This window comes from uncultured Sphingomonas sp., from assembly GCF_937859915.1.
In the GTDB taxonomy this organism is placed as follows: domain Bacteria; phylum Pseudomonadota; class Alphaproteobacteria; order Sphingomonadales; family Sphingomonadaceae; genus Solisphingomonas.
The window spans coordinates 1-19,479 of the sequence record NZ_CALMAW010000126.1 but is presented as its reverse complement, the minus strand read 5'-3'; the positions used below and the strand labels follow the sequence as shown (position 1 = coordinate 19,479).

Annotated in this window: 22 protein-coding genes; 18 read left to right on the top strand and 4 right to left on the bottom strand. The window is 69.7% G+C overall.

The features are described from left to right. The first annotated feature begins 112 nt into the window (after nt 1-112). From Q0326_RS16895 to Q0326_RS16855, 9 genes are all read left to right on the top strand, one after another. Nucleotides 113-487, top strand: coding sequence for an endonuclease domain-containing protein (locus Q0326_RS16895; protein WP_298692741.1), 375 nt, complete (start codon nt 113-115; stop codon nt 485-487). Further along, a complete protein-coding gene (gene sufC, locus Q0326_RS16890; RefSeq protein WP_298692739.1) occupies nt 481-1,233 on the top strand; it encodes a Fe-S cluster assembly ATPase SufC in 753 nt (250 codons plus the stop codon). Before Q0326_RS16895 ends, sufC begins: the two co-directional genes overlap by 7 nt. 163 nt (nt 1,234-1,396) lie before the next feature. Then, entirely contained in the window at nt 1,397-2,476 is a 1,080-nt protein-coding gene (locus Q0326_RS16885; protein WP_298692736.1) for a SufD family Fe-S cluster assembly protein, read from the top strand. A gap of 38 nt (nt 2,477-2,514) precedes the next feature. After that, nucleotides 2,515-3,729, top strand: a complete 1,215-nt coding sequence (locus Q0326_RS16880; protein ID WP_298692733.1) for a cysteine desulfurase — start codon at nt 2,515-2,517, stop codon at nt 3,727-3,729. 106 nt (nt 3,730-3,835) lie between these two features. Further along, nucleotides 3,836-4,234 (top strand): SUF system Fe-S cluster assembly protein, encoded by a 399-nt coding sequence (locus Q0326_RS16875; RefSeq protein WP_298692767.1) that lies wholly within the window; start codon nt 3,836-3,838, stop codon nt 4,232-4,234. After that, nucleotides 4,234-4,596, top strand: coding sequence for an iron-sulfur cluster assembly accessory protein (locus Q0326_RS16870; RefSeq protein WP_298692731.1), 363 nt, complete (start codon nt 4,234-4,236; stop codon nt 4,594-4,596). The genes Q0326_RS16875 and Q0326_RS16870 overlap by 1 nt, the downstream gene beginning before the upstream one ends. Nucleotides 4,597-4,737: 141 nt before the next feature. After that, entirely contained in the window at nt 4,738-5,409 is a 672-nt protein-coding gene (locus tag Q0326_RS16865; RefSeq protein ID WP_298692728.1) for a pyrimidine 5'-nucleotidase, read from the top strand. Further along, a complete protein-coding gene (gene dapD, locus Q0326_RS16860) occupies nt 5,406-6,248 on the top strand; it encodes a 2,3,4,5-tetrahydropyridine-2,6-dicarboxylate N-succinyltransferase (protein WP_298692726.1) in 843 nt (280 codons plus the stop codon). Before Q0326_RS16865 ends, dapD begins: the two co-directional genes overlap by 4 nt. Next, nucleotides 6,248-7,006 carry a glutaminyl-peptide cyclotransferase gene (locus Q0326_RS16855; RefSeq protein ID WP_298692723.1) on the top strand — a complete coding sequence of 253 codons (759 nt, stop codon included), beginning with the start codon at nt 6,248-6,250 and terminating at the stop codon, nt 7,004-7,006. Before dapD ends, Q0326_RS16855 begins: the two co-directional genes overlap by 1 nt. Before the next feature lie 149 nt (nt 7,007-7,155). Here Q0326_RS16855 and Q0326_RS16850 read toward each other — a convergent pair whose 3' ends face one another. Next, nucleotides 7,156-7,770: a TlpA disulfide reductase family protein gene (locus Q0326_RS16850; RefSeq protein WP_298692720.1), complete on the bottom strand. Its 615-nt coding sequence runs from the start codon at nt 7,768-7,770 to the stop codon at nt 7,156-7,158. 16 nt (nt 7,771-7,786) lie between these two features. Between Q0326_RS16850 and argH the strand changes: the two genes are divergently transcribed. From argH to Q0326_RS16805, 9 genes are all read left to right on the top strand, one after another. Beyond that, on the top strand, nt 7,787-9,160 hold the full coding sequence (gene argH / locus Q0326_RS16845; RefSeq protein WP_298692716.1) for an argininosuccinate lyase: 1,374 nt from the start codon (nt 7,787-7,789) through the stop codon (nt 9,158-9,160). Continuing rightward, on the top strand, nt 9,160-9,405 hold the full coding sequence (locus tag Q0326_RS16840; protein ID WP_298692714.1) for a hypothetical protein: 246 nt from the start codon (nt 9,160-9,162) through the stop codon (nt 9,403-9,405). The genes argH and Q0326_RS16840 overlap by 1 nt, the downstream gene beginning before the upstream one ends. 12 nt (nt 9,406-9,417) lie before the next feature. After that, on the top strand, nt 9,418-10,710 hold the full coding sequence (gene lysA / locus Q0326_RS16835) for a diaminopimelate decarboxylase (RefSeq protein ID WP_298692712.1): 1,293 nt from the start codon (nt 9,418-9,420) through the stop codon (nt 10,708-10,710). Beyond that, on the top strand, nt 10,710-11,570 hold the full coding sequence (gene galU, locus Q0326_RS16830) for a UTP--glucose-1-phosphate uridylyltransferase GalU (protein WP_298692709.1): 861 nt from the start codon (nt 10,710-10,712) through the stop codon (nt 11,568-11,570). The genes lysA and galU overlap by 1 nt, the downstream gene beginning before the upstream one ends. Nucleotides 11,571-11,726: 156 nt before the next feature. After that, complete coding sequence (locus Q0326_RS16825; RefSeq protein ID WP_298692707.1) at nt 11,727-12,500, top strand: bifunctional precorrin-2 dehydrogenase/sirohydrochlorin ferrochelatase; 774 nt, start codon at nt 11,727-11,729, stop codon at nt 12,498-12,500. A gap of 51 nt (nt 12,501-12,551) precedes the next feature. Beyond that, nucleotides 12,552-13,631 carry a type III polyketide synthase gene (locus Q0326_RS16820; RefSeq protein WP_298692704.1) on the top strand — a complete coding sequence of 360 codons (1,080 nt, stop codon included), beginning with the start codon at nt 12,552-12,554 and terminating at the stop codon, nt 13,629-13,631. Beyond that, nucleotides 13,628-14,320 (top strand): methyltransferase domain-containing protein, encoded by a 693-nt coding sequence (locus tag Q0326_RS16815; protein WP_298692702.1) that lies wholly within the window; start codon nt 13,628-13,630, stop codon nt 14,318-14,320. The genes Q0326_RS16820 and Q0326_RS16815 overlap by 4 nt, the downstream gene beginning before the upstream one ends. After that, a complete protein-coding gene (locus Q0326_RS16810; protein WP_298692699.1) occupies nt 14,299-15,381 on the top strand; it encodes an FAD-dependent monooxygenase in 1,083 nt (360 codons plus the stop codon). The genes Q0326_RS16815 and Q0326_RS16810 overlap by 22 nt, the downstream gene beginning before the upstream one ends. A 238-nt stretch (nt 15,382-15,619) precedes the next feature. Next, nucleotides 15,620-17,647: a PBP1A family penicillin-binding protein gene (locus tag Q0326_RS16805; protein ID WP_298692765.1), complete on the top strand. Its 2,028-nt coding sequence runs from the start codon at nt 15,620-15,622 to the stop codon at nt 17,645-17,647. A gap of 181 nt (nt 17,648-17,828) precedes the next feature. On the opposite strand, the gene Q0326_RS16800 is transcribed toward Q0326_RS16805, so the two are convergent. From Q0326_RS16800 to Q0326_RS16790, 3 genes are all read right to left on the bottom strand, one after another. Further along, complete coding sequence (locus tag Q0326_RS16800; RefSeq protein WP_298692696.1) at nt 17,829-18,545, bottom strand: SprT family zinc-dependent metalloprotease; 717 nt, start codon at nt 18,543-18,545, stop codon at nt 17,829-17,831. Continuing rightward, nucleotides 18,535-18,990, bottom strand: coding sequence for a YcgN family cysteine cluster protein (locus tag Q0326_RS16795; protein WP_298692693.1), 456 nt, complete (start codon nt 18,988-18,990; stop codon nt 18,535-18,537). Before Q0326_RS16795 ends, Q0326_RS16800 begins: the two co-directional genes overlap by 11 nt. Further along, a partial coding sequence (locus tag Q0326_RS16790; protein WP_298692691.1) for an SCO family protein occupies nt 18,990-19,479 on the bottom strand: 490 nt, incomplete at its 5' end. The genes Q0326_RS16790 and Q0326_RS16795, both read right to left, overlap by 1 nt.

Genomic DNA, 19,479 nt, shown 5'->3' with positions numbered 1-19,479 from the left:
GGCTCCGCAGGACGAGGCAAGGCGCCTGAACTCCCCTCCCCTTCAGGGGAGGGGCCGGGGGTGGGGCGTCTCCGCAAACGCCATCGCTGGCTTGCATGGGCACGCACGATCCATGCGCGCGAACCCGACCGAGCCGGAGACGCGTTTGTGGGCACAGCTCTCGCGCTCGCAGCTCGGCGGCTTCAAATTCCGGCGACAGGCGACGATCGAGCACGTCATCGTGGACTTTCTTTGTCCCGCAACCGGGCTGATCGTCGAGGTCGACGGCGATACGCATGTCGATGCGGAAGCCGACACTCGGCGCGATGCCGCGCTTGAAACGCTCGGCTATCGCGTAATCCGCGTCGGGAACAGCGACGTCATGCGCAACATCGAAGGCGTGCTGCAGCATCTGCTCGCCACGCTTCAAGCCATGCCCCTGCGGCGGGCGCCCCACCCCAACCCCTCCCCTGAAGGGGAGGGGCTTTCCGGATCATCATCATGCTGAACATCACCAACCTCCACGCCGAGACCGCCGGCAAGGCGATCCTCAAGGGCATCACGCTCGCGATCAACCCGGGCGAGATCCATGCGATCATGGGCCCCAATGGCGCGGGCAAGTCGACGCTTGCCTATACGCTCGGTGGCCGGCCCGGCTATGAGGTGACCGCAGGCTCGGCGACCTTCGACGGCGCCGATCTGCTCGAGATGGAACCGCACGAGCGCGCCGCCGCCGGCCTGTTCCTGGGCTTCCAATATCCGGTCGAGATCCCCGGCGTCTCCAACCTGCAATTCCTGCGCGAGGCGCTCAACGCGCAGCGCAAGCAGCGCGGCGAAGAGCCGCTGTCGGGCGCCGAGTTCATCAAGATCGCGCGCGCCGAGGCGACCAGCCTCGGGCTCGATCACGAGATGCTCAAGCGTCCGGTCAATGTCGGCTTCTCGGGCGGCGAGAAGAAGCGCAACGAGATGGTGCAGATGGGGATCATCGCGCCCAAGCTCGCGATCCTCGACGAGACCGATTCCGGGCTCGACATCGATGCGCTGAAAGCGGTTGGCCACGGCATCAACACGATCATGCGCAAGCCCGACAAGGCGGTGCTGCTGATCACGCACTATCAGCGGCTGCTCGACTATGTGAAGCCCGACTTCGTCCACGTCCTCGCCGACGGCCGCATCGTCCGCTCGGGCGGCGCCGAACTCGCGCACGAGCTCGAGCGCGAAGGCTATGTCGGTATCGACGGGGTCGCGGCGTGACGGCGTCCACCATCCTCCCCGCGCGCAGCGGGGGGAGGGGGACCGCTCGCGCAGCGAATGGTGGAGGGGTGTCGCTGCACGCGATTCGCCCGGCCGCCTGCCCCCTCCACCACCGCCTTCGGCGGCGGTCCCCCTCCCCATCTGCGATGGGGAGGATGTTCGGATGACGCTCCTCGCCCTCCCCTCCGCGCGCGACGAAGCGTGGCGCTGGTCCGACCTCGCAGCACTTCCCGCGCTCGCCGATGCGCGGCCGAGCGGCCAGCCACGGTCGGTCGACGACCTGTGGATCGACATTTCCGGCCCGCGCATCCTGTTCGTCGACGGCGCCTATGACGCGAGCCGCTCGAACCCCGGCCCCGTCCGCATCGGCCAAGCCGACGCCGATGCATCGAAGCACGCGCTCGGTCGGCTCGCGGGCTCGACCGGCTGGTCGCTCTCGCTCGGCCGCGACGCCGCGAGCGACACCATCCAGATCGTCCATGTCGCGACCGGCGGCGCCAACCACCTCGCCGCCGAAATCATGCTCGACGAAGACGCCACCGCCGCGATCGTCGAGAGCTTCGCGGGCGAAGGCTGGACCAACCGCGCCACGGCCATCCGGCTCGCGCGCTCGGCCAGGCTGATGGTCGCGCGCCGCTTCGTACAGGACGCGGGCTTCCAGTCGCACGCCGACACTGCCGATATCGCGCAAGGCGCCAGCCTCGCCACTATCTCGCTGGTCGCGGGTGCGGCCGACAGCCGGCTCGACGGCCATCTGACGATCACCGGCATCGAGGCCTATGCCGAAGCCGGCGGGGCTCTGCTCGGTCGCGCCCGGCAGCGCCACGACGCGGCGTTCGTCGTCCGCCATGCCGCCGCGAACGGACAGAGCCGGCAAATCTGGCGCGCCGTCGCCGACGAGCAGGCGATCGCGTCCGCCGCCGCCCGCGTCGAGGTCGCGCGTCATGCGCAGAAGACCGACGGCGAGCAATCGCTGCGCGGACTGCTGCTGACGCGCACCGCCGCGGTCAACCTCAAGCCCGAACTCGAGATCTTCGCCGACGACGTCAAATGCGGCCATGGCGCGACGGTCGGCGAGCTCGACCGGCAGGCGCTCTTCTATCTGGCGAGCCGCGGCATCCCGCCGCTGCCGGCGCGCGCGATGCTGACCCGGGCGTTCGTCGCCGACGCCTTCGCGCGGATCGGCAATGACGCGGTGCGCGAGGCGTTTGCGGAGACTGCGGACAGGTGGCTTGATGTTTGAACGCAACCAGAACCCCTCTCCCCCGAGGGGAGAGGGCAATGAGCGTGCTCGTTTCCGATCGCCCGCTCGATCTCGTCGCCGACTTCCCCGCCATCCCGGCGGGCTGGGCCTATCTCGACACCGCCGCGACCGCGCAGAAGCCGCGTCCCGTGCTCGACGCGATAGCGACCGCCTACGGCGAGACCTACGCCACCGTGCATCGCGGCGTGTACCAGCGCTCGGCCGACATGACCCTCGCTTATGAGGCCGCGCGCCGGCGAATCGCGCGCTTCGTCGGTGCGGCGTCCGACAGCGAAATCGTGTTCGTGCGCGGCGCGACCGAGGCGATCAACCTCGTCGCGCAGAGCTGGGGGCTCACCCATCTCAAGCCCGGCGACCGCATCCTGCTCTCGACGCTCGAGCATCACAGCAACATCGTGCCGTGGCAGCTGCTCCGCGACCGCACCGGCATCGTCATCGACGTCTGCCCGCTGACCGACGATGGCCGCATCGACCTCGACGCCGCCGAGCGGATGCTGACGCGCGAGCATAAGCTCGTGGCGCTCGCGCATGTCTCGAACGTGCTCGGCTCGGCGCTCGACGTGAAGCGCGCCGCCGATCTGGCGCACGCGGTCGGTGCCAAGCTCCTCGTCGACGGCTGCCAGGCGGTGGCGCGGCTGCCGGTCGACGTCGCGGCGCTGGGCTGCGACTTCTACGCCTTCTCGGGCCACAAGCTCTACGGCCCGACCGGGATCGGCGTGCTGTGGGCGAAGGCCGAGATCCTCGATTCGATGCCGCCCTGGCAGGGCGGCGGATCGATGATCGACAAGGTCAGCTTCGAGCGCACCACCTATCTGCCGGCGCCATCGCGCTTCGAGGCGGGAACGCCGCACATCGTCGGCGTGATCGGCCTCCATGCCGCGATCGACTATGTCGAGGGCATCGGTCTGCCAGCGATCCATGCGCACGAAACCGCACTGGTCGCCGAGACGCGCGCGGCGCTCGCGGAGCTCAACTCGGTGCGGCTGTTCGGCCCCGCCGAGTCGGCCGGCATCGTCAGCTTCGCGATCGAGGGGGTGCATCCCCACGACGTCGGCACCATATTGGACGAGAGCCGGGTCGCGATCCGCGCCGGGCATCATTGCGCGCAGCCGCTGATGGCGGCGCTGGGCGTCGAGGCGACCGCGCGCGCGAGCTTCGGTGTGTATAACGGCCCGGCCGATGTCGCCGCGCTGGTCGAGGGTATCGCACGTGTTACGCGCATTTTTGGATAGGATCAGCCGGGTGAGCGGAAACGGGATCATGGTCGAACCAGACGCAACGGAGCTGCCGGCGAAACCCGCGCGGCCACGGCTCGACGACGCCGAGGTCCGCGCCGACATGCGCGCGGACGCCGCGGAGCCGGCCGGGCGCGAGAAGGATTATCTCGAGGGATTCTTGGCGCAGAAGCCCGCGCCGCTGTCGGGCGAGGAGCCGGGCGGCGAACTGTACGAGGCGGTGATCGACGCGCTCAAGGACATTTACGATCCCGAGATCCCGGTGAACATCTACGACCTCGGCCTGGTCTATAATGTCGAGATCGCATCGGCGCATGCCGTTGTGACGATGACGCTGACCACGCCCAACTGCCCGGTCGCCGAGTCGATGCCGGGCGAGATCGAGATGCGCGTCGGCGCGGTCCCCGGGGTCGCGTCCGCCGAGGTCAATCTCGTCTGGGAACCGGCCTGGGATCCGCAGAAAATGTCCGACGAGGCCAAGCTCGAACTGGGGATGTTGTGATGACGACCACGACGACCATCCGCCGCCCGCGTCCCGCCGCGCTCAACCTGACGCCGTCGGCGGAGGCGCGCATTGCCGCGCTGATGGCGCGCGCGCCCGAGGGCGCGGTGGGCGTCAAGCTGTCGACGCCGCGGCGCGGCTGTTCGGGTCTGGCCTATTCGGTCGATTACGTCACCGAGGCGGATCCGATGGACGAGCGGATCGAGACTCCGGGCGGCGTGCTGTTCGTCGACGGCGGCTCGATCCTCTATCTGATCGGCTCGACGATGGAGTGGGTCGAGGACGACTTCACCGCCGGCTTCGTCTTCGCCAACCCCAATGCCAAGGGCAGCTGCGGGTGCGGCGAGAGCTTCATGGTGTAAGCCACCAATAAGCCGTTCGTCCCGAGCGAAGTCGAGCGACCGATGTCGGGCCATGGGCTTGGAGCGGTGCCTTCGACTTCGCTCGGCACGAACGGAGCAGGCGGTTGCCCCGATAAGCGCGCCCCGCTAACGCCCACCGCGATGCTGCCCGCCTTCGCCCACATCCGCGCCTGGATCTTCGATCTCGACAACACGCTGTACCCCGCGTCCGCCGACCTGTTCGGGCTGATGGATGTGCGGATGACCGCCTATGTCGGCCGAACGCTGGGGATCGATGACCCCGTCGAGGCGCGGCGCATCCAGAAGAGCTATTTCCAGCAGCATGGCACGACGCTGGCCGGCCTGATGGCGAGCCACGCGATCGACCCGCATAATTATCTCGCCGACGTCCACGACATCGATCTGGGCGTCCTCGCCGAGGATCGCCGGCTGGCCGCGCTGATTGCGCGGCTGCCGGGCCGCAAGCTGGTCTTCACCAATGGCGATCGTGCCTATGCCGAGCGCGTGCTGGCGAAGCTCGGCCTCGGCGAGAGCTTCGAGGCGATCCACGACATCCACGCCTGCGGCTATCTGCCCAAGCCGGAGGCCGCAAGCTACGCGTCGATGATCGCGGCGTTCGGCATCGATCCGCGGACAAGCGTCTTCGTCGAGGACATGGCTCGCAATCTCGCCCCCGCCAAGGCGCTGGGGATGACCACGGTGTGGATCGACAACGGCTCCGAACAGGGTCACGACGCCGACCGATCGTTCGTCGATCATACCATCACCGATCTCGCCGACTGGCTCCACTCGCTCTTCGGAGACGCCGCATGACCGCCGACCTCGCCGCCACCATCGACGCCGCCTGGGAGCAGCGCGACCAGCTCAGCCACCACAGCACCGGGCCGGCACGCGAGGCGGTCGAGATCGCGATCCGCCATCTCGACGAAGGCACGCTGCGCATCGCCGACAAGGGCGCGGACGGCGACTGGCAGGTCAACCAGTGGCTCAAGAAGGCGGTGCTGCTGTCCTTCCGGCTGCGCAACAACGAACTCGTCCCCTACGGCTCGGGCGGCGCGGCGGCGTTCGACAAGGTCCAGTCCAAATTCGATTATTGGACCGCCGAGACGTTCCACGCCGCGGGCTTCCGCGTCGTCCCCGGCGCGATCGTCCGCCGCGGCGCGTTCATCGGCAAGGGCGCGGTGCTGATGCCGAGCTTCGTCAACATCGGCGCGCATGTCGGCGAGGGTACGATGGTCGACACCTGGGCGACGGTCGGCTCGTGCGCGCAGATCGGCAAGAACGTCCATCTCTCGGGCGGCACCGGGATTGGCGGCGTGCTCGAGCCGCTGCAGGCGAACCCGGTGGTGATCGAGGACGGCTGCTTCATCGGCGCGCGCTCCGAGGTCGCCGAGGGCGTGATCGTGCGCGAGGGCGCGGTGCTGTCGATGGGCGTCTATCTCGGCGCCTCGACCAAGATCGTCGACCGGGCGACCGGCGAGGTGTTCATCGGCGAGGTGCCCGCCTATTCGGTGGTCGTCCCCGGCGCGCTGCCCGGCAAGCCGCTGCCCGACGGCACGCCCGGCCCGTCGCTCTACTGCGCCGTCATCGTCAAGCGCGTCGATGCGCAGACCCGCGCCAAGACCGCGATCAACGAATTGCTGCGCGACTGATGCGCGGGTTGGCCCTCGCACTGCTGCTCGCGCTCGCACCGGTCGCGGTCCGGGCCGAGCTGCCGACCGTGGCGGCGAAGGTGGTGCGGACCTATCCGCACGATCCCCGCGCGTTCACCGAGGGCCTGTTCTGGCATGGAGGCACGCTCTACGAGAGCACCGGCGAGCCCGGCCGTTCGTTCATCCGCAAGGTCGATCTGGCGACGGGCCATGTGCTGGCGCAGGCGACGATCGCGGCGCCGACCTTCGGCGAGGGGATCGTGCCGTGGCACGACCAGATCGTCAGCCTCACCTGGCAGGATCACAAGGGCTGGCGCTGGTCGCTCGATGGCTTGAAGCGGCTGTCCGAATGGCACTATCCGGGCGAGGGCTGGGCGCTGACCAGCGACGGCCACAGCCTGATCATGTCCGACGGCACGCCCGCGCTGCGCTTCCTCGATCCCGACACGCTCACGGAGCGCCACCGGCTGACGGTCACCGCCGAGGGCAAGCCTGTCGCCAATCTCAACGAACTCGAATGGGTCGACGGCGAGATTTTGGCGAACATCTGGCAGACCGATTTCATCGCACGGATCGATCCGAAGTCGGGCCATGTCGTCGGCTGGATCGACGTCGGCGCGCTGCATCGCCAGATTGGCTATGCCGACAGCGACGCGGTGCCCAACGGCATCGCCTGGGATGCCGCCAAGCGCCGGCTGTTCGTGACCGGCAAGGACTGGCCGACGCTGTTCGAGATCGTCCCGCCGAAGCGGCGGTGATCGCGCTTACCACTTCCGTTCGTCCCGAGTAGGGGCTGAGCGAAGTCGAAGACCCGTATCGAAGGACGGTGGCCTGGCGGGACGGTCCTTCGATACGCCATTTCGACTTCGCTCAATGGCTACTCAGGACGAACGGTGTTGGGGCTTCCCTACCCCACCTCGCCGAGCAGCTTCGCCGCATCGGGGCCGCTCCAGTCCATCCCGCCGGTGGTGCGCAGCACCTCCTTGCCCTTGGCGTCGTAAAGGATCGTTGTCGGCAGTTCCGACGCCCCGGTCGCCTGGAGCAGGCGGTTCTTGGCGTCGGTATAGGCGGTGAGCGCGGTCAGGCCGTGGCTCTTCCAGAACGGGCCGACCTGCGCGTCGCCGCCCATGTCCATGCTGATCGCGACGACCGCCATCTTGCCCGTCTCGCGGCCGGCGAGCGCGTCCAGGGTCGGCAGTTCCTTGACGCAGGGCGCGCACCAGGTCGCCCAGAAATTGACCAGCAGCGGATGGCCGCGGAAGCTGGCGAGCGTCGCCGGCGCGCCGCCCGGCTGCGCGAACGGCATCGCCGGCATCGCCTCGCCCTTGTGGCTGCGATCGACCTTGCCGCCCTCGGGTGCGGCGGGCGCCGCCGGCACTGGAACGGTCGGCGCGGCAGCGGCGGTCGCGGCATTGTCCGCGCCTTGCTCGTTGGACGGCTTGGCCTTATCGCAGCCGCCGAGCGAGAGCGCGGCGACGAGCGGGAGACAGGCGATCAGCGACGGGCGGGACAACGAGCGCAAGGACGGCTCCAATCAGATGTGGGGCGGGCGCTTCGCCGAAGGCCCGGCCGCGGTGATGCGCGAGATCAATGCCTCGATCCCGTTCGACAAGAGGTTGTGGCGGCAGGACATAGCGGGCTCGAAGGCGCATGTCGCCATGCTTGGCGCGCAGGGCATCATCGCGCAGGCGGATGCCGAGACGATCTCCCGCGGGCTCGACGGCGTCTCCACCGACTATGCAGCGAACGGCGTCACCGACGACCTCGCGCTCGAAGACATCCACATGGCGACCGAGAGCAAGCTCGCCGCGGCGATCGGCCCGGTCGCGGGCCGCCTCCACACCGCGCGCTCGCGCAACGACCAGGTCGCGACCGACTTCCGCCTGTGGGTGCGCGACGCGATCGACGCGGTCGATGCGGGTCTCGCCGCGCTCCAGCAGGCGTTGGTCGCGCGCGCCGACGAGCATGCCGACAGCGTGATGCCCGGCTTCACGCATCTGCAGGCCGCCCAGCCGGTGACGCTCGGCCACCATCTGATGGCCTATTACGAGATGATCCGCCGCGATCGCTCGCGTTTTTCGGACGCGCGGGCGCGGATGAACGAGTGTCCCTTGGGCGCCGCGGCGCTCGCCGGCACCGGCTTCTCGATCGATCGGACGGCGACGGCGCAGGCGCTCGGCTTCGACCGGCCGACCGCCAATTCGCTCGACTCGGTCTCGGACCGCGACTTCGCGATCGATTACCTCACCAGCGCCGCGCAGACCGCGCTGCATCTCTCGCGGCTCGCCGAGGAGATCGTGCTGTGGGCGTCGCAGCCCTTCGGCTTCGTCAGCCTGCCCGACCAATGGTCGACCGGCTCGTCGATCATGCCGCAAAAGCGCAATCCAGACGCCGCCGAGCTGGTGCGCGGGCATAGCGGGCGGATCATCGGCTGCCTGACATCGCTGATGATCACGATGAAGGGCCTGCCGCTCGCCTATTCGAAGGACATGCAGGACGACAAGCCGCCGGTGTTCGAGGCGCACGACCTGCTCGCGCTGTCGATCGCGGCGATGACGGGCATGGTCGAGACGCTGACCTTCCGCACGGCACGTATGCGGGCAGCGGCCGAAGCCGGCTTTGCGACCGCGACCGATCTCGCCGACCGGCTGGTCCGCGTCGCCGGCGTGCCGTTCCGCGAGGCGCATCACATCACCGGCGCGGTGGTCAAGGCAGCGGAAGCGAAGGGCGTTGCCCTCTCCGATCTCACGCTCGATGAACTGCAGGCGATCGATCCGCGCATCGACTCGGGCGTACAGGCTGCGCTATCGGTCGACGCGTCGGTCGCGGCGCGGACCAGCCTGGGCGGCACCGCGCCGGTCCGCGTGCGCGAGGCGATCGCCGCGGCGCGCACGGCTTTGGGGGAGGCTTGATGAGGACAATCGCGATCGTCGCCTGCCTCGGGCTCGTGCTGCTCGGCGGCTGCGGCAAGAAGACGATGCTCAAGCCGGCGGCCAACATGCCGCTGCCGGTCAAGCCTGCGACCTCCGCCAAGCAGCCCAGCGTCGCCGACCTGCTCACCGTCGGTCCGCAGGCGCGGCCGGTGCGGCAGGACGAGCTGGTGATCAAGTCGGCGCCGCTCGCGCCCGACCGTTTCGACCTGCCGCCCCCCGGCTGACCGGATTTTTGCATGGACCATTTCGAGATACGCGACGGCGCGATGCACGCCGAACGGGTGCCGCTGGACGCGATCGCCGATGCGGTCGGCACGCCAGTCTACGTCTATTCGGCCGCGACCATCCGTCGCCACGTCAGCGTGTTCCGCGACGCGCTCGCCGGGCTCGAGCAGGACGGACAGCCGCCGCTGGTCGCCTTCGCGGTCAAGGCCAACCCCAATGCCGCGGTGCTGTCGGTGCTCGCCGGCATGGGCTGCGGCGCCGACGTCGTCTCGGGCGGTGAGCTGCGGCGTGCGCTGGCGGCGGCCATCCCGGCCGAGCGGATCGTCTTCTCGGGGGTCGGCAAGGTCGCCGACGAGATGGCGCTCGCGCTCGAGGCGGGCATCGGCCAGTTCAATCTCGAATCCGAGGAGGAAGCGGTCACGCTGTCCGAGGTCGCGACCCGCCTTGGCCTGACCGCGCGCGCGGCCTTCCGCGTCAATCCGGACGTCGATGCCGGCACCCACGCCAAGATCTCGACCGGGCGCTCGGAGAACAAGTTCGGCATCGCCTATACGCTCGCGCCCGACGCCTATGCGCGGGCGGCGGCGCTTTCGGGCCTCGCGATCCAGGGGGTCGCGGTGCACATCGGCAGCCAGCTTACCGATCTCGCCCCGCTCGCCGCCGCCTTCGCGCGGATCGGCGGACTGATCGCCGATTTGCGCGCCGCCGGCCACGACATCCGCACCGCGGATCTCGGCGGCGGGCTCGGCATCCCCTACGAACCGTCCAAGCCGATCCCGCCGTCGCCTGCCGCTTATGGCGCGATGGTCGCCCAGGCGACCGCGGGCTGGAAGGTGCGGCTGATCTTCGAGCCGGGCCGGCTGATCGTCGGCAATGCCGGCGTGCTGCTCGCCAGCGTGATCCGGGTGAAGCCGGGCAGCGTCGCGCCGTTCGTGGTGGTGGACGCCGCGATGAACGACCTGATGCGCCCCGCGCTCTACGACGCCTGGCACGACATTCGCGCGGTGCGCGCCGACGGCGAGCGCTTCGTCGCCAACGTCGTCGGCCCGGTCTGCGAGACCGGCGACACCTTCGCGATGCACCGCGAGATGGACCGGGTCGCGGCCGGCGACCGCGTCGCCTTCATGACCGCCGGCGCCTATGCCGCGACGATGGCGAGCACCTATAACAGCCGCGCGCTCACCCCCGAGGTGATGGTGTCGGGCGATCGCTGGGCGATCGTGCGCGCGCGCCAGGATATCGCGGCACTGATTGCCGCGGATAGCGTACCGAGTTGGGCTCATGACGATATGAAGGACGAGTGATGGTCGCCAAGCTGCGCAAGGCCGTATTCCCGGTGGGGGGCCTCGGCACCCGCTTCCTGCCCGCCACCAAGGCGATGCCCAAGGAGATGCTGCCGATCGTCGACAAGCCGCTGATCCAATATGCGGTCGAGGAGGCGCTCGAGGCCGGCATCGAGCAGATGATTTTCGTCACCGGTCGCGGCAAGCACGCGATCGAGGACCATTTCGACATCGCCTTCGAGCTCGAGGCGACGATGAAGGGCCGCGGCAAGTCGCTGACCGTGCTCGACGGCACGCTCTTGAAGCCCGGCAGTATCGCCTATTGCCGCCAGCAGGAGCCGATGGGGCTCGGCCATGCGGTGTGGTGCGCGCGCGACATCATCGGCGACGAGCCGTTCGCGGTGCTGCTCGCCGACGATTTCATGGTCGGCAAGCCCGGCTGCCTCAAGCAGATGGTCGAAGCCTATGAGCAGGTCGGTGGCAATCTGATCTGTGCGCAGGAAGTCGCCGAGAGCCGCACCGATCAATATGGCATCATCACTCCGGGGACGCGCAACGGTACGCTGACCGAGGTCAAGGGTCTGGTCGAGAAGCCCAAGCCCAGCGATGCGCCCTCCAATCTGGCGATCGTCGGGCGCTACATCCTCCAGCCGGACGTGATGCGCGTGCTCGAGCGGCAGGAAAAGGGAGCCGGCGGCGAAATCCAGCTGACCGACGCGATGGCGCGGATGATCGGCGACCAGCCCTTCCACGGCGTCACCTTCGACGGCGTGCGCCACGATTGCGGCGACAAGGCGGGCTTCATCCAGGCCAATATCGCGATCGCGCTCGGCCGTGACGACGTCGGCCCGTCGGTCAAGGCGTTCATCGAGTCGCTATGATCCTTCCCGCGCGACGCGGGGGGAGGGGGGGGACCGTCGGTGTTGCCGATGGTGGAGGGGAGAGGCTGCGAACGGCTCGCCCGATGCGATATCCCTCCACCACCGCCTTCGGCGGCGGTCCCCCTCCCCGGGCAGGCTCGGAGAGGATGTAGAGGAATGCACAGCCTCCCGGTCTTCCTCCGCCTGCGCGGCCGACCCGTCATCCTGGTGGGCGACGGCGACTCGGCGGACGCCAAACGGCGGCTGCTCGTCCGCGCCGGTGCCACGATCGTCGACGAAACCGGCGGTGCGGCACTCGCCATCGTCGCGATCGAGGACGAGGCCGAGGCTCAGGCGGCGGTCGCCCGGCTCAAGGCGCGCGGCATTTTGGTCAATGCGGTCGACCGCCCTGCCCTGTGCGACTTCACCCTGCCCGCGATCATCGATCGCGATCCGCTGCTGATCGCGATCGGCACCGGCGGCGCCTCGGCCGGCCTTGCCAAGGCACTGCGCCAGCGGCTGGAGTCGCTGCTGCCGGCGGGGCTCGGACGTCTCGCGGACTCGCTCAACGCCGCCCGCACCACGATTCGGGCGCGCTTTCCCGACGCGGCCGACCGGCGCCGCGCGATCGATGCCGCGCTCGATCCCGGCGGCCCGCTCGACCCGCTGGCCGAGACCGACGCAGATACGGTGGCGCAGTGGCTTGCGCGCGACGGCAGCGCCCTGCCGCCCCGGCTGATCGAGATCCGGCTCCGCTCGCCCGATCCCGACCAGCTCACGCTCGCCGAGGCGCGCTGGCTCGCGCAGGCCGACACGGTGGTCCACGCGCCCGGCGTCCCGACCGTGATCCTCGACCGGGCGCGTGCCGATGCCGCCCGCCACCCGGCGCCGCTGCCCGCCATTCTCGGGCCCGGTCTGACTATATTCATCTCCGGTGAGGTTTATCGCTAACTCAAGCGTCTAGTCACAGCGGGGCATGCAGCCGGCCGCGACGGAGTTCCCATGCCAGCCCAGGCCCATATCAACCGCATCGGCACCGCCCTGCCGCCGTTCGAGGCGCATGCCGCCTTCCTCAACTGGGCGCAGAGCCGCATCGCCGATCGCCGCGACGGCGCGCTGTTCAAGCGGATGGCGTCGCGTTCGGGGATCGAGAAGCGCTGGACCGTGCTCCCGCCCGCCGCCGACGGCGACCAGACCTCGCCGGGCGCCTTCTATCAGAGCACCGATCCCGCAGCCCCGATGCCGCCGACCTCGGCGCGGATGGCGATCTATGCCGAGGCCGCGCCCGATCTTTGCGTCGCCGCGGTCGAGGCGCTCGGCCGGCCCGAGGGCATCACCCACATCGTGCTGGCGAGCTGCACCGGTTTCATCGCGCCTGGCATCGACCAGATCGTCGCACGCCGGCTCGGCCTGCCGGCAACGGTCGAACGCGTGCTGATCGGCTTCATGGGCTGCTATGCCGCGGTCTCGGCGCTGCGCACAGCGCACCATATCGTCCGCTCGGAGCCCACGGCGCGCGTGCTCGTCATCACCGTCGAGCTGTGCACGCTTCACCTCCAGCCCGACATCGCGCTCGAGCCGATCCTCGCGATGCTGCTGTTCGGCGACGGTGCGGCGGCTGCGCTGGTCACCGCCGATCCGGTCGGCCTCGCCATCTCGGATCCGTTCGCGATGACCGTGCCCGGCAGCGAAGAGCTGATCCGCTGGACGGTCGGCGACATGGGCTTCGCGATGCACCTCTCGGGTGCGGTGCCCGCCAAGATCGGCGAGGCGATCGCCGACCCGGTGTTCCGCGCCGGGCTCGGCGACATCGCCGCGATCGACGGCTGGGCGGTGCATGCCGGCGGTCGCACCGTCCTCGATGCGGTCGAACAGGGATTTGGGCTGCCGCCCGAGGCGCTGGCCGATTCGCGCGCGGTGCTGCGCGACTGTGGCAATATGAGTTCGGCGACGCTGATGTTCGTGTTCGCGCGCATCCTCGAGGAGGCCCGACACGGCGGCAAGCCGATCGAGCAGGGCCTCGCGATCGCCTTCGGCCCGGGGCTCGCCGCGGAGGGCTTCCGCTTCCGGTCGGCGGCATGACCGACCTGTCGGTGCGCGCCATCGCCGAGGAGCAGATGGATTCGGCCGACCTGCCCGCAGACCATTATGCCGCGCTACTCGCGGACCTCGCGCGCGTAAACGGCTGGACGATGGCGGCGCGGCCGACGCTCGCCTTCCTCGATCGCGCGATCCCGCGCGGCGGGCGGCTCAAGCTGCTCGACGTCGGGTTCGGCCATGGCGACATGCTGCGCCGGATCGCGCGCTGGGCCGCCCGGCGAAACGTCACCGCGCAGCTGGTCGGGATCGACCTCAACCCGCGCTCGGCGGAGGTCGCCAGTACCGCGACCGATCCGCTGCTGCCGATCCGCTTCCGCGCGGGCGACTATGCCGATTGCGCGGGCGAAGGCTGGGACGTCGTGACGTCGAGCCTGGTCGCCCACCACATGGATCATGCCCAGCTGATCGCCTTCCTGCGCTTCATGGAGGCGGAGGCGGCGCGCGGCTGGCTGGTCAACGACCTCCACCGCCACCGGCTGCCGCATCTCGGCTTCCCCTGGCTGGCGCGCGCGATGCGCTGGCACCGGATCGTGCGCGAGGACGGCACCTTGTCGATCGCGCGATCCTATCGACCCGCCGAATGGCCGCCGATCCTGGCCGAGGCGGGCATTGCCCACGCGCAGGTCAAGCGCGTCTTCCCGTTCCGGCTGTGCGTCGAACGTCTGCGCTGATCGTCGGCGGCGGGCCGGCGGGCGCTGCGGCGGCGATCGGGCTGGCGCGCGGCGGCGTGACCCCGCTGCTGATCGAGCGCGATGCCGAGACGCGCGACGCGCTGTGCGGCGGCTTTTTGAGCTGGGCGACGCTCGCGCGGCTGGCGACGCTCGGCGTCGATCCGATCGCGCTCGGCGCGCACCGCATCGAGCGCGTCGCGCTGCTGGCGGGCAATCGACAGGCGGAGGCGCGATTGCCGGCTCCCGCCGCAGCGCTGTCCCGGCGCACGCTCGACACTGCGCTGCTGCGCCAGGCCGAGGCCGCGGGCGCCGGCATCGAGCGCGGCATCGCCGTCCGCGCGTTCGACACCGGCACGCTGCGGCTCGACGATGGCGGGACGATCGCGGGGGACAGCCTCGTCCTCGCCACCGGCAAGCATGAGTTGCGCGGTACGGCGCGGCCCAAGGCGGGCGACAACGCCGCGATCGGGCTGCGCTGGCGGCTTGGTGCCAGCCCGACTCTGACGCGGCTGCTCGCCGGCAGGATCGAGCTCCACCTGTTCCGCGGCGGCTATGCCGGGCTCAATTTGCAGGAGGACGGTGGCGCCAATCTCTGCCTCGCGGTCCGTCCGGCACGATTCGCCGCAGCCGATCATCGCCCGGATACGCTGCTCGCCCAGCTTGCGCGCGAGGCGCCCGCGCTCGCCGATCGCATCGCGGCGGCCGCGACGGTCGGCCCGGCGCAGGCGATCGCCAACGTCCCCTATGGCTGGCGCGCGACGACAGGGACGCCCGGCCTCTACCGCATCGGCGATCAGTGCGGAGTCATCCCGTCGCTCGCCGGCGAGGGCATGGCGATCGCGATCGCAAGCGGCGGTGCCGCAGCCGAGGCGATTCTGCGCGGCGAGCCTGCGCCGCTCTTTCAGCCCCGCTTCGCGCGCCGGATCCGCCGTCCGATAACGCTTGCCGCAGCGCTGTGGCACACCGCCGAACATCCCGCCGGCGCGCGCGCGCTGATCGTAGCGGTCGCCTTCGCCCCGGCGCTGGCCGGCCTCGCCGCGCGCCTCACCCGGCTCGACTGACGTCTTGACCCGCCGACGCTCTCCGCTTGTGACCGACGGCGCGACCGGCTAATCGCGAGAACATCCCATGGCCCGCCCGATCCGTCAGACGCCGCGACAGGCGCCCCCGCCGCCGCCACCCCCGCCGCCGCGCCGCACCCGGAGCGGTCTGGTGAAGGCCCTGCTGACCGCGCTCAAGATCGGTGCCGGTCTCGCCGTCGCGGGCCTGATCGCGCTGGTCATCGCGGTCGGCGTCTCGATGTCGTCGCTGCCCGACTTCGATTCGCTCAAATCCTCGCCCAACGGCCAGATGATCCGCGTCCATGCGGTCGACGGCACCGTGCTGGTCTCGATCGGGCCGAGCTACGGCCAGTGGCTGCACGCCGACCAGATCCCGCAGGTGATGAAGGACGCGATGGTCTCCGTCGAGGACCGGCGCTTCTACGAGCATCCCGGCGTCGATCCGATCGGCATCCTGCGCTCGGTCGGCGTACGCGCCAAGGCCGGTCATTGGACGCAGGGTGGCTCGACCATCACGCAGCAGCTCGCGCGCAACATCTTCCTGACCAACAACAAGAATTTCGGCCGCAAATTCCGCGAGGGCATCCTCGCGCTCGCGCTCGAGCGCAAATTCTCGAAGAGCGAAATTCTCGAACTCTATCTCAACAAGGTCTATTTCGGCGGCGGCAGCTACGGCATCGACGCGGCGTCGCGCAAATTCTTCGGCCATGGCGCCGACCATCTCAGCCTCGCCGAGGCGGCGATCATCGCCGGTCTCGTCAAGGCGCCGTCCAACTATTCACCGACCGCCGACGTCGCGGCCGCCCAGGGCCGCGCCGGGGTCGTGCTGCAGACGATGGTCGAGACCGGCCGGATCAGCCAAGCGCAGGCCGCCGCCGCCAATCCCAGCGACGTCAAGCTCGCGCCCGAGCCCAAGCAGAACAGCGTCCGCTATTTTACCGACTGGGCGCTGCCGCAGCTCTCGTCGCTGATCGACGACACCACCGACCCGCTCGACGTGTGGACGACGCTCGATCTTGGCATGCAGCGTCAGGCCGATCGCACGATCCAGCAGGACACCCCCGATGGCCTGCAGGGCGCGCTGGTCTCGATGGAGCGCGACGGCGCGGTGCGCGCGATGGTCGGCGGCAAGGACTATATCACCTCCAACTACAACCGCGCGGTGACCGCACAGCGCCAGCCCGGCTCGTCGTGGAAGCTGTTCGTCTATCTGGCGGCGATCGAGGCCGGCCACAAACCCGACGAGGGCATCGTCGACGAACCCGTTACGATCGACGGCTGGAGCCCGCGCAACGACGAGCGCCGCTTCTTCGGCCAGATCAACATCCGCACCGCCTTCGCGCTGTCGCTCAACACGGTCGCCGCCAAGCTCGGCCAGCTGCTCGGCTTCGACACCGTCGCCGACATGGCGCGACGCTTCGGCATCACCACGCCGATCAACACCCATCCCTCGATGGTGCTCGGCACCTCCGACGTCCATCTGATCGACATGACGCGCGCCTTCGCCGAGGTCGACAACAAGGGCGTGATGGTCGTCCCCTATGCGATCACCAAGGTCGTCGGGCCCGAGAGCAAGCTGCTCTACGAGCATGCCGCGCCCGAGAACCGCGTGCTGGTCGCCCCTTGGGTGGCGGCCGAGATGACCGACCTGCTGCAGACCGCGGTCAATACCGGCACCGGCCGGGGCGCGCAGATCGGTCGCCCGGTCGCGGGCAAGACCGGCACGACCTCGACCGGCCGCGACGGCTGGTTCCTCGGCTTCTCGTCCGGGCTGACCACGGGCGTGTGGATGGGACGCGACGACGCCAAGCCCAATCCCGGCCTCTATGGCGGCCGCGCCCCGGCGCGCGCCTTTGCGGATTATATGAAGGTCGCGGTCGCCGCGCGGCCGGTCGAGCAGTTCGACACCGCGGTGACGCTGCCGCAGCTCGAGCCCGACGACGAGGCCTATTATGGCCAGCCCGATCAGGGCGTCCCGCAGATCGATGCCGACGGCAACCCGATCATCCCCAGCCACGGTGCCGACGGCGACGTCGGCCAGGCCGACGACAGCGGTGCCGCGCCGCCGCCGGTCACGCTGGCGCCGCGCCGGCCGCGGATGCCCACCACCTCGGACGACGACGACTGGCGCGGCCCGCCGCCACCGCCGGTGCCGCAACAGGGTCCACAGGCGCAAGGCCAACGGCTCGACCAGCATTGGATCGACGGCGTGCTCGGGCGGAAGGCTGCGCCGGCGCATGGCGGCGACGGCAACGACGGGAATTAGCGGCGCTATTCTCGTTCGGGAGAAGCGTGTCGACGCATCGATCTTTTGCTGGCCGGTCGATCCGGACAACGGCCCCCCTTCGTCATTCCCGCGAAGGCGGGAATCCATAGACGCGCCGTCTGACCATCGGGCGCTGCGTGTATGGATCCCGGACCAAGTCCGGGATGACGAGTAATGGAGGCTATGCTCCGCCCTCCTCCGCCCCCACCCAATAGAGACTTGCGCCATGCTCGCGCAGCCAGCGCCGCGCCGGCTCCGGGTCGGTGCCGAGCAGCTGGGCCTCGGCCGCCCGGAAGGCCGCCGAGTGATCCATGTGCAGCCGGTGCGCGACCTCGTGCGCGACGGTCGAGCTAAGCACGAAGGGGGGTGCGAGGATCAGCCGCCAGGCATAGCGGATGTCGCCGCGCGACGAGCAGCTGCCCCAGCGCGCGCGCGGATCGCCGATCGCGACTCGCGCGACGCTGACTCCCGCGGTCGCCGCCACCGCCCGCGTCTCCTCGTCGAGCTGGCGCAGTGCCTCGCGCTTGAGCCAGGCGACGACGCGCCGCGACAGCCCCTCGATTGGACCACCCAGCACCAGCCGGTCGCCGTCGCGCCGCACCGTACGCGAGCGGTCGGCGGACCAGTCGATCTGCAACGCCGTGCCGCGATAGGGCACGGTGCCCCCGGGCTCGATCGGTCGCGGCACGGGAATCAGGCTCAGCTGCTGCTCGATCCACGCGCGTTGGGTCTCGGCCCATTCGCGGCCCGCGCGCTCCGATCCGCGCCGCGGCAAAGTAAGCTTGACGCTGCCGTCGCGTGGATCGACCGCGAGCCGCATCCGTCGCGCGCTGGCGATGCGGCGGACGATCAGCGGCCGGAGGCGGTCGCCGTGCGCGAAGAGAAGCTCAGAGCTCACGCTCGACGATATGGTTTTCGAGGTCGCCGGCCTCATCCTCGGAGACCGTCCAGCCGCGCACTGAAATGCCGGCGCGGTGCACCGATTCGGGATCGCCCGAGATCAGATGATGCCAGTCGCGCAACGGCTGCCGTTCGGCGATCAGCCGGTATGCGCAGGTCGTCGGCAGCCAGTCGATCGTCGCCAGCGCGCGCGGGGTCAGTCGCACGCATTCGGGGACATAGGCGTGACGGTGCTTGTAATCCTTGCACAGCCCGGTGCGGCGATCGAGCAGCTTGCAGGCGACGTTGGTCGGGTAGATCTCGCCGGTCGCATCGTCTTCGAGCTTGTGCAGGCAGCATTTGCCGCAGCCGTCGCACAGCGACTCCCATTGCTCGCGGTTCATCGCCTCGAGCGGCGTGGTTTCCCAAAAGCGATCGACCGGGATATTGCCGGGGATGGCCATCAATGCACCCACTGCGCGAAGGTGTCGGTGACCGCCTTGGCGCCCTGGTCGGTCGGGATCAGCGCGATCGGTTGGCCGTCGGGACCGAACAGGATCGCCTGGCTCGAATGGTCCATCAGATAGCCGGTGCCGCCCTTGGTCGCGGGTTCCTTCTTGTAATAGACGCCGTAGGCCCTGGCGGCGGCGGCGATCGCGGCCGGGCTGCCGGTCAGACCTTCGAGCTCGGGCCCGAACGCGCCGACATATTGCTTGAGCACCACCGGCGTGTCGCGCTCGGGATCGATCGTGATGAAGATCGGCGCGAGCCTGGCGGACAGTACGGGGTTGCCGGCGGTGAAGGCGTGCAGCCCCTGCATCAGCGCCTGCAGCGTCGTCGGGCAGACGTCGGGGCAGAAGCTGTAGCCGAAATAGACCGCACGGTAGCGGCCCGCGAAATCCTTGTCGGTGACCGGCTTGCCGTCCTGGCTGATCAGCGCGAACGGGCCGCCG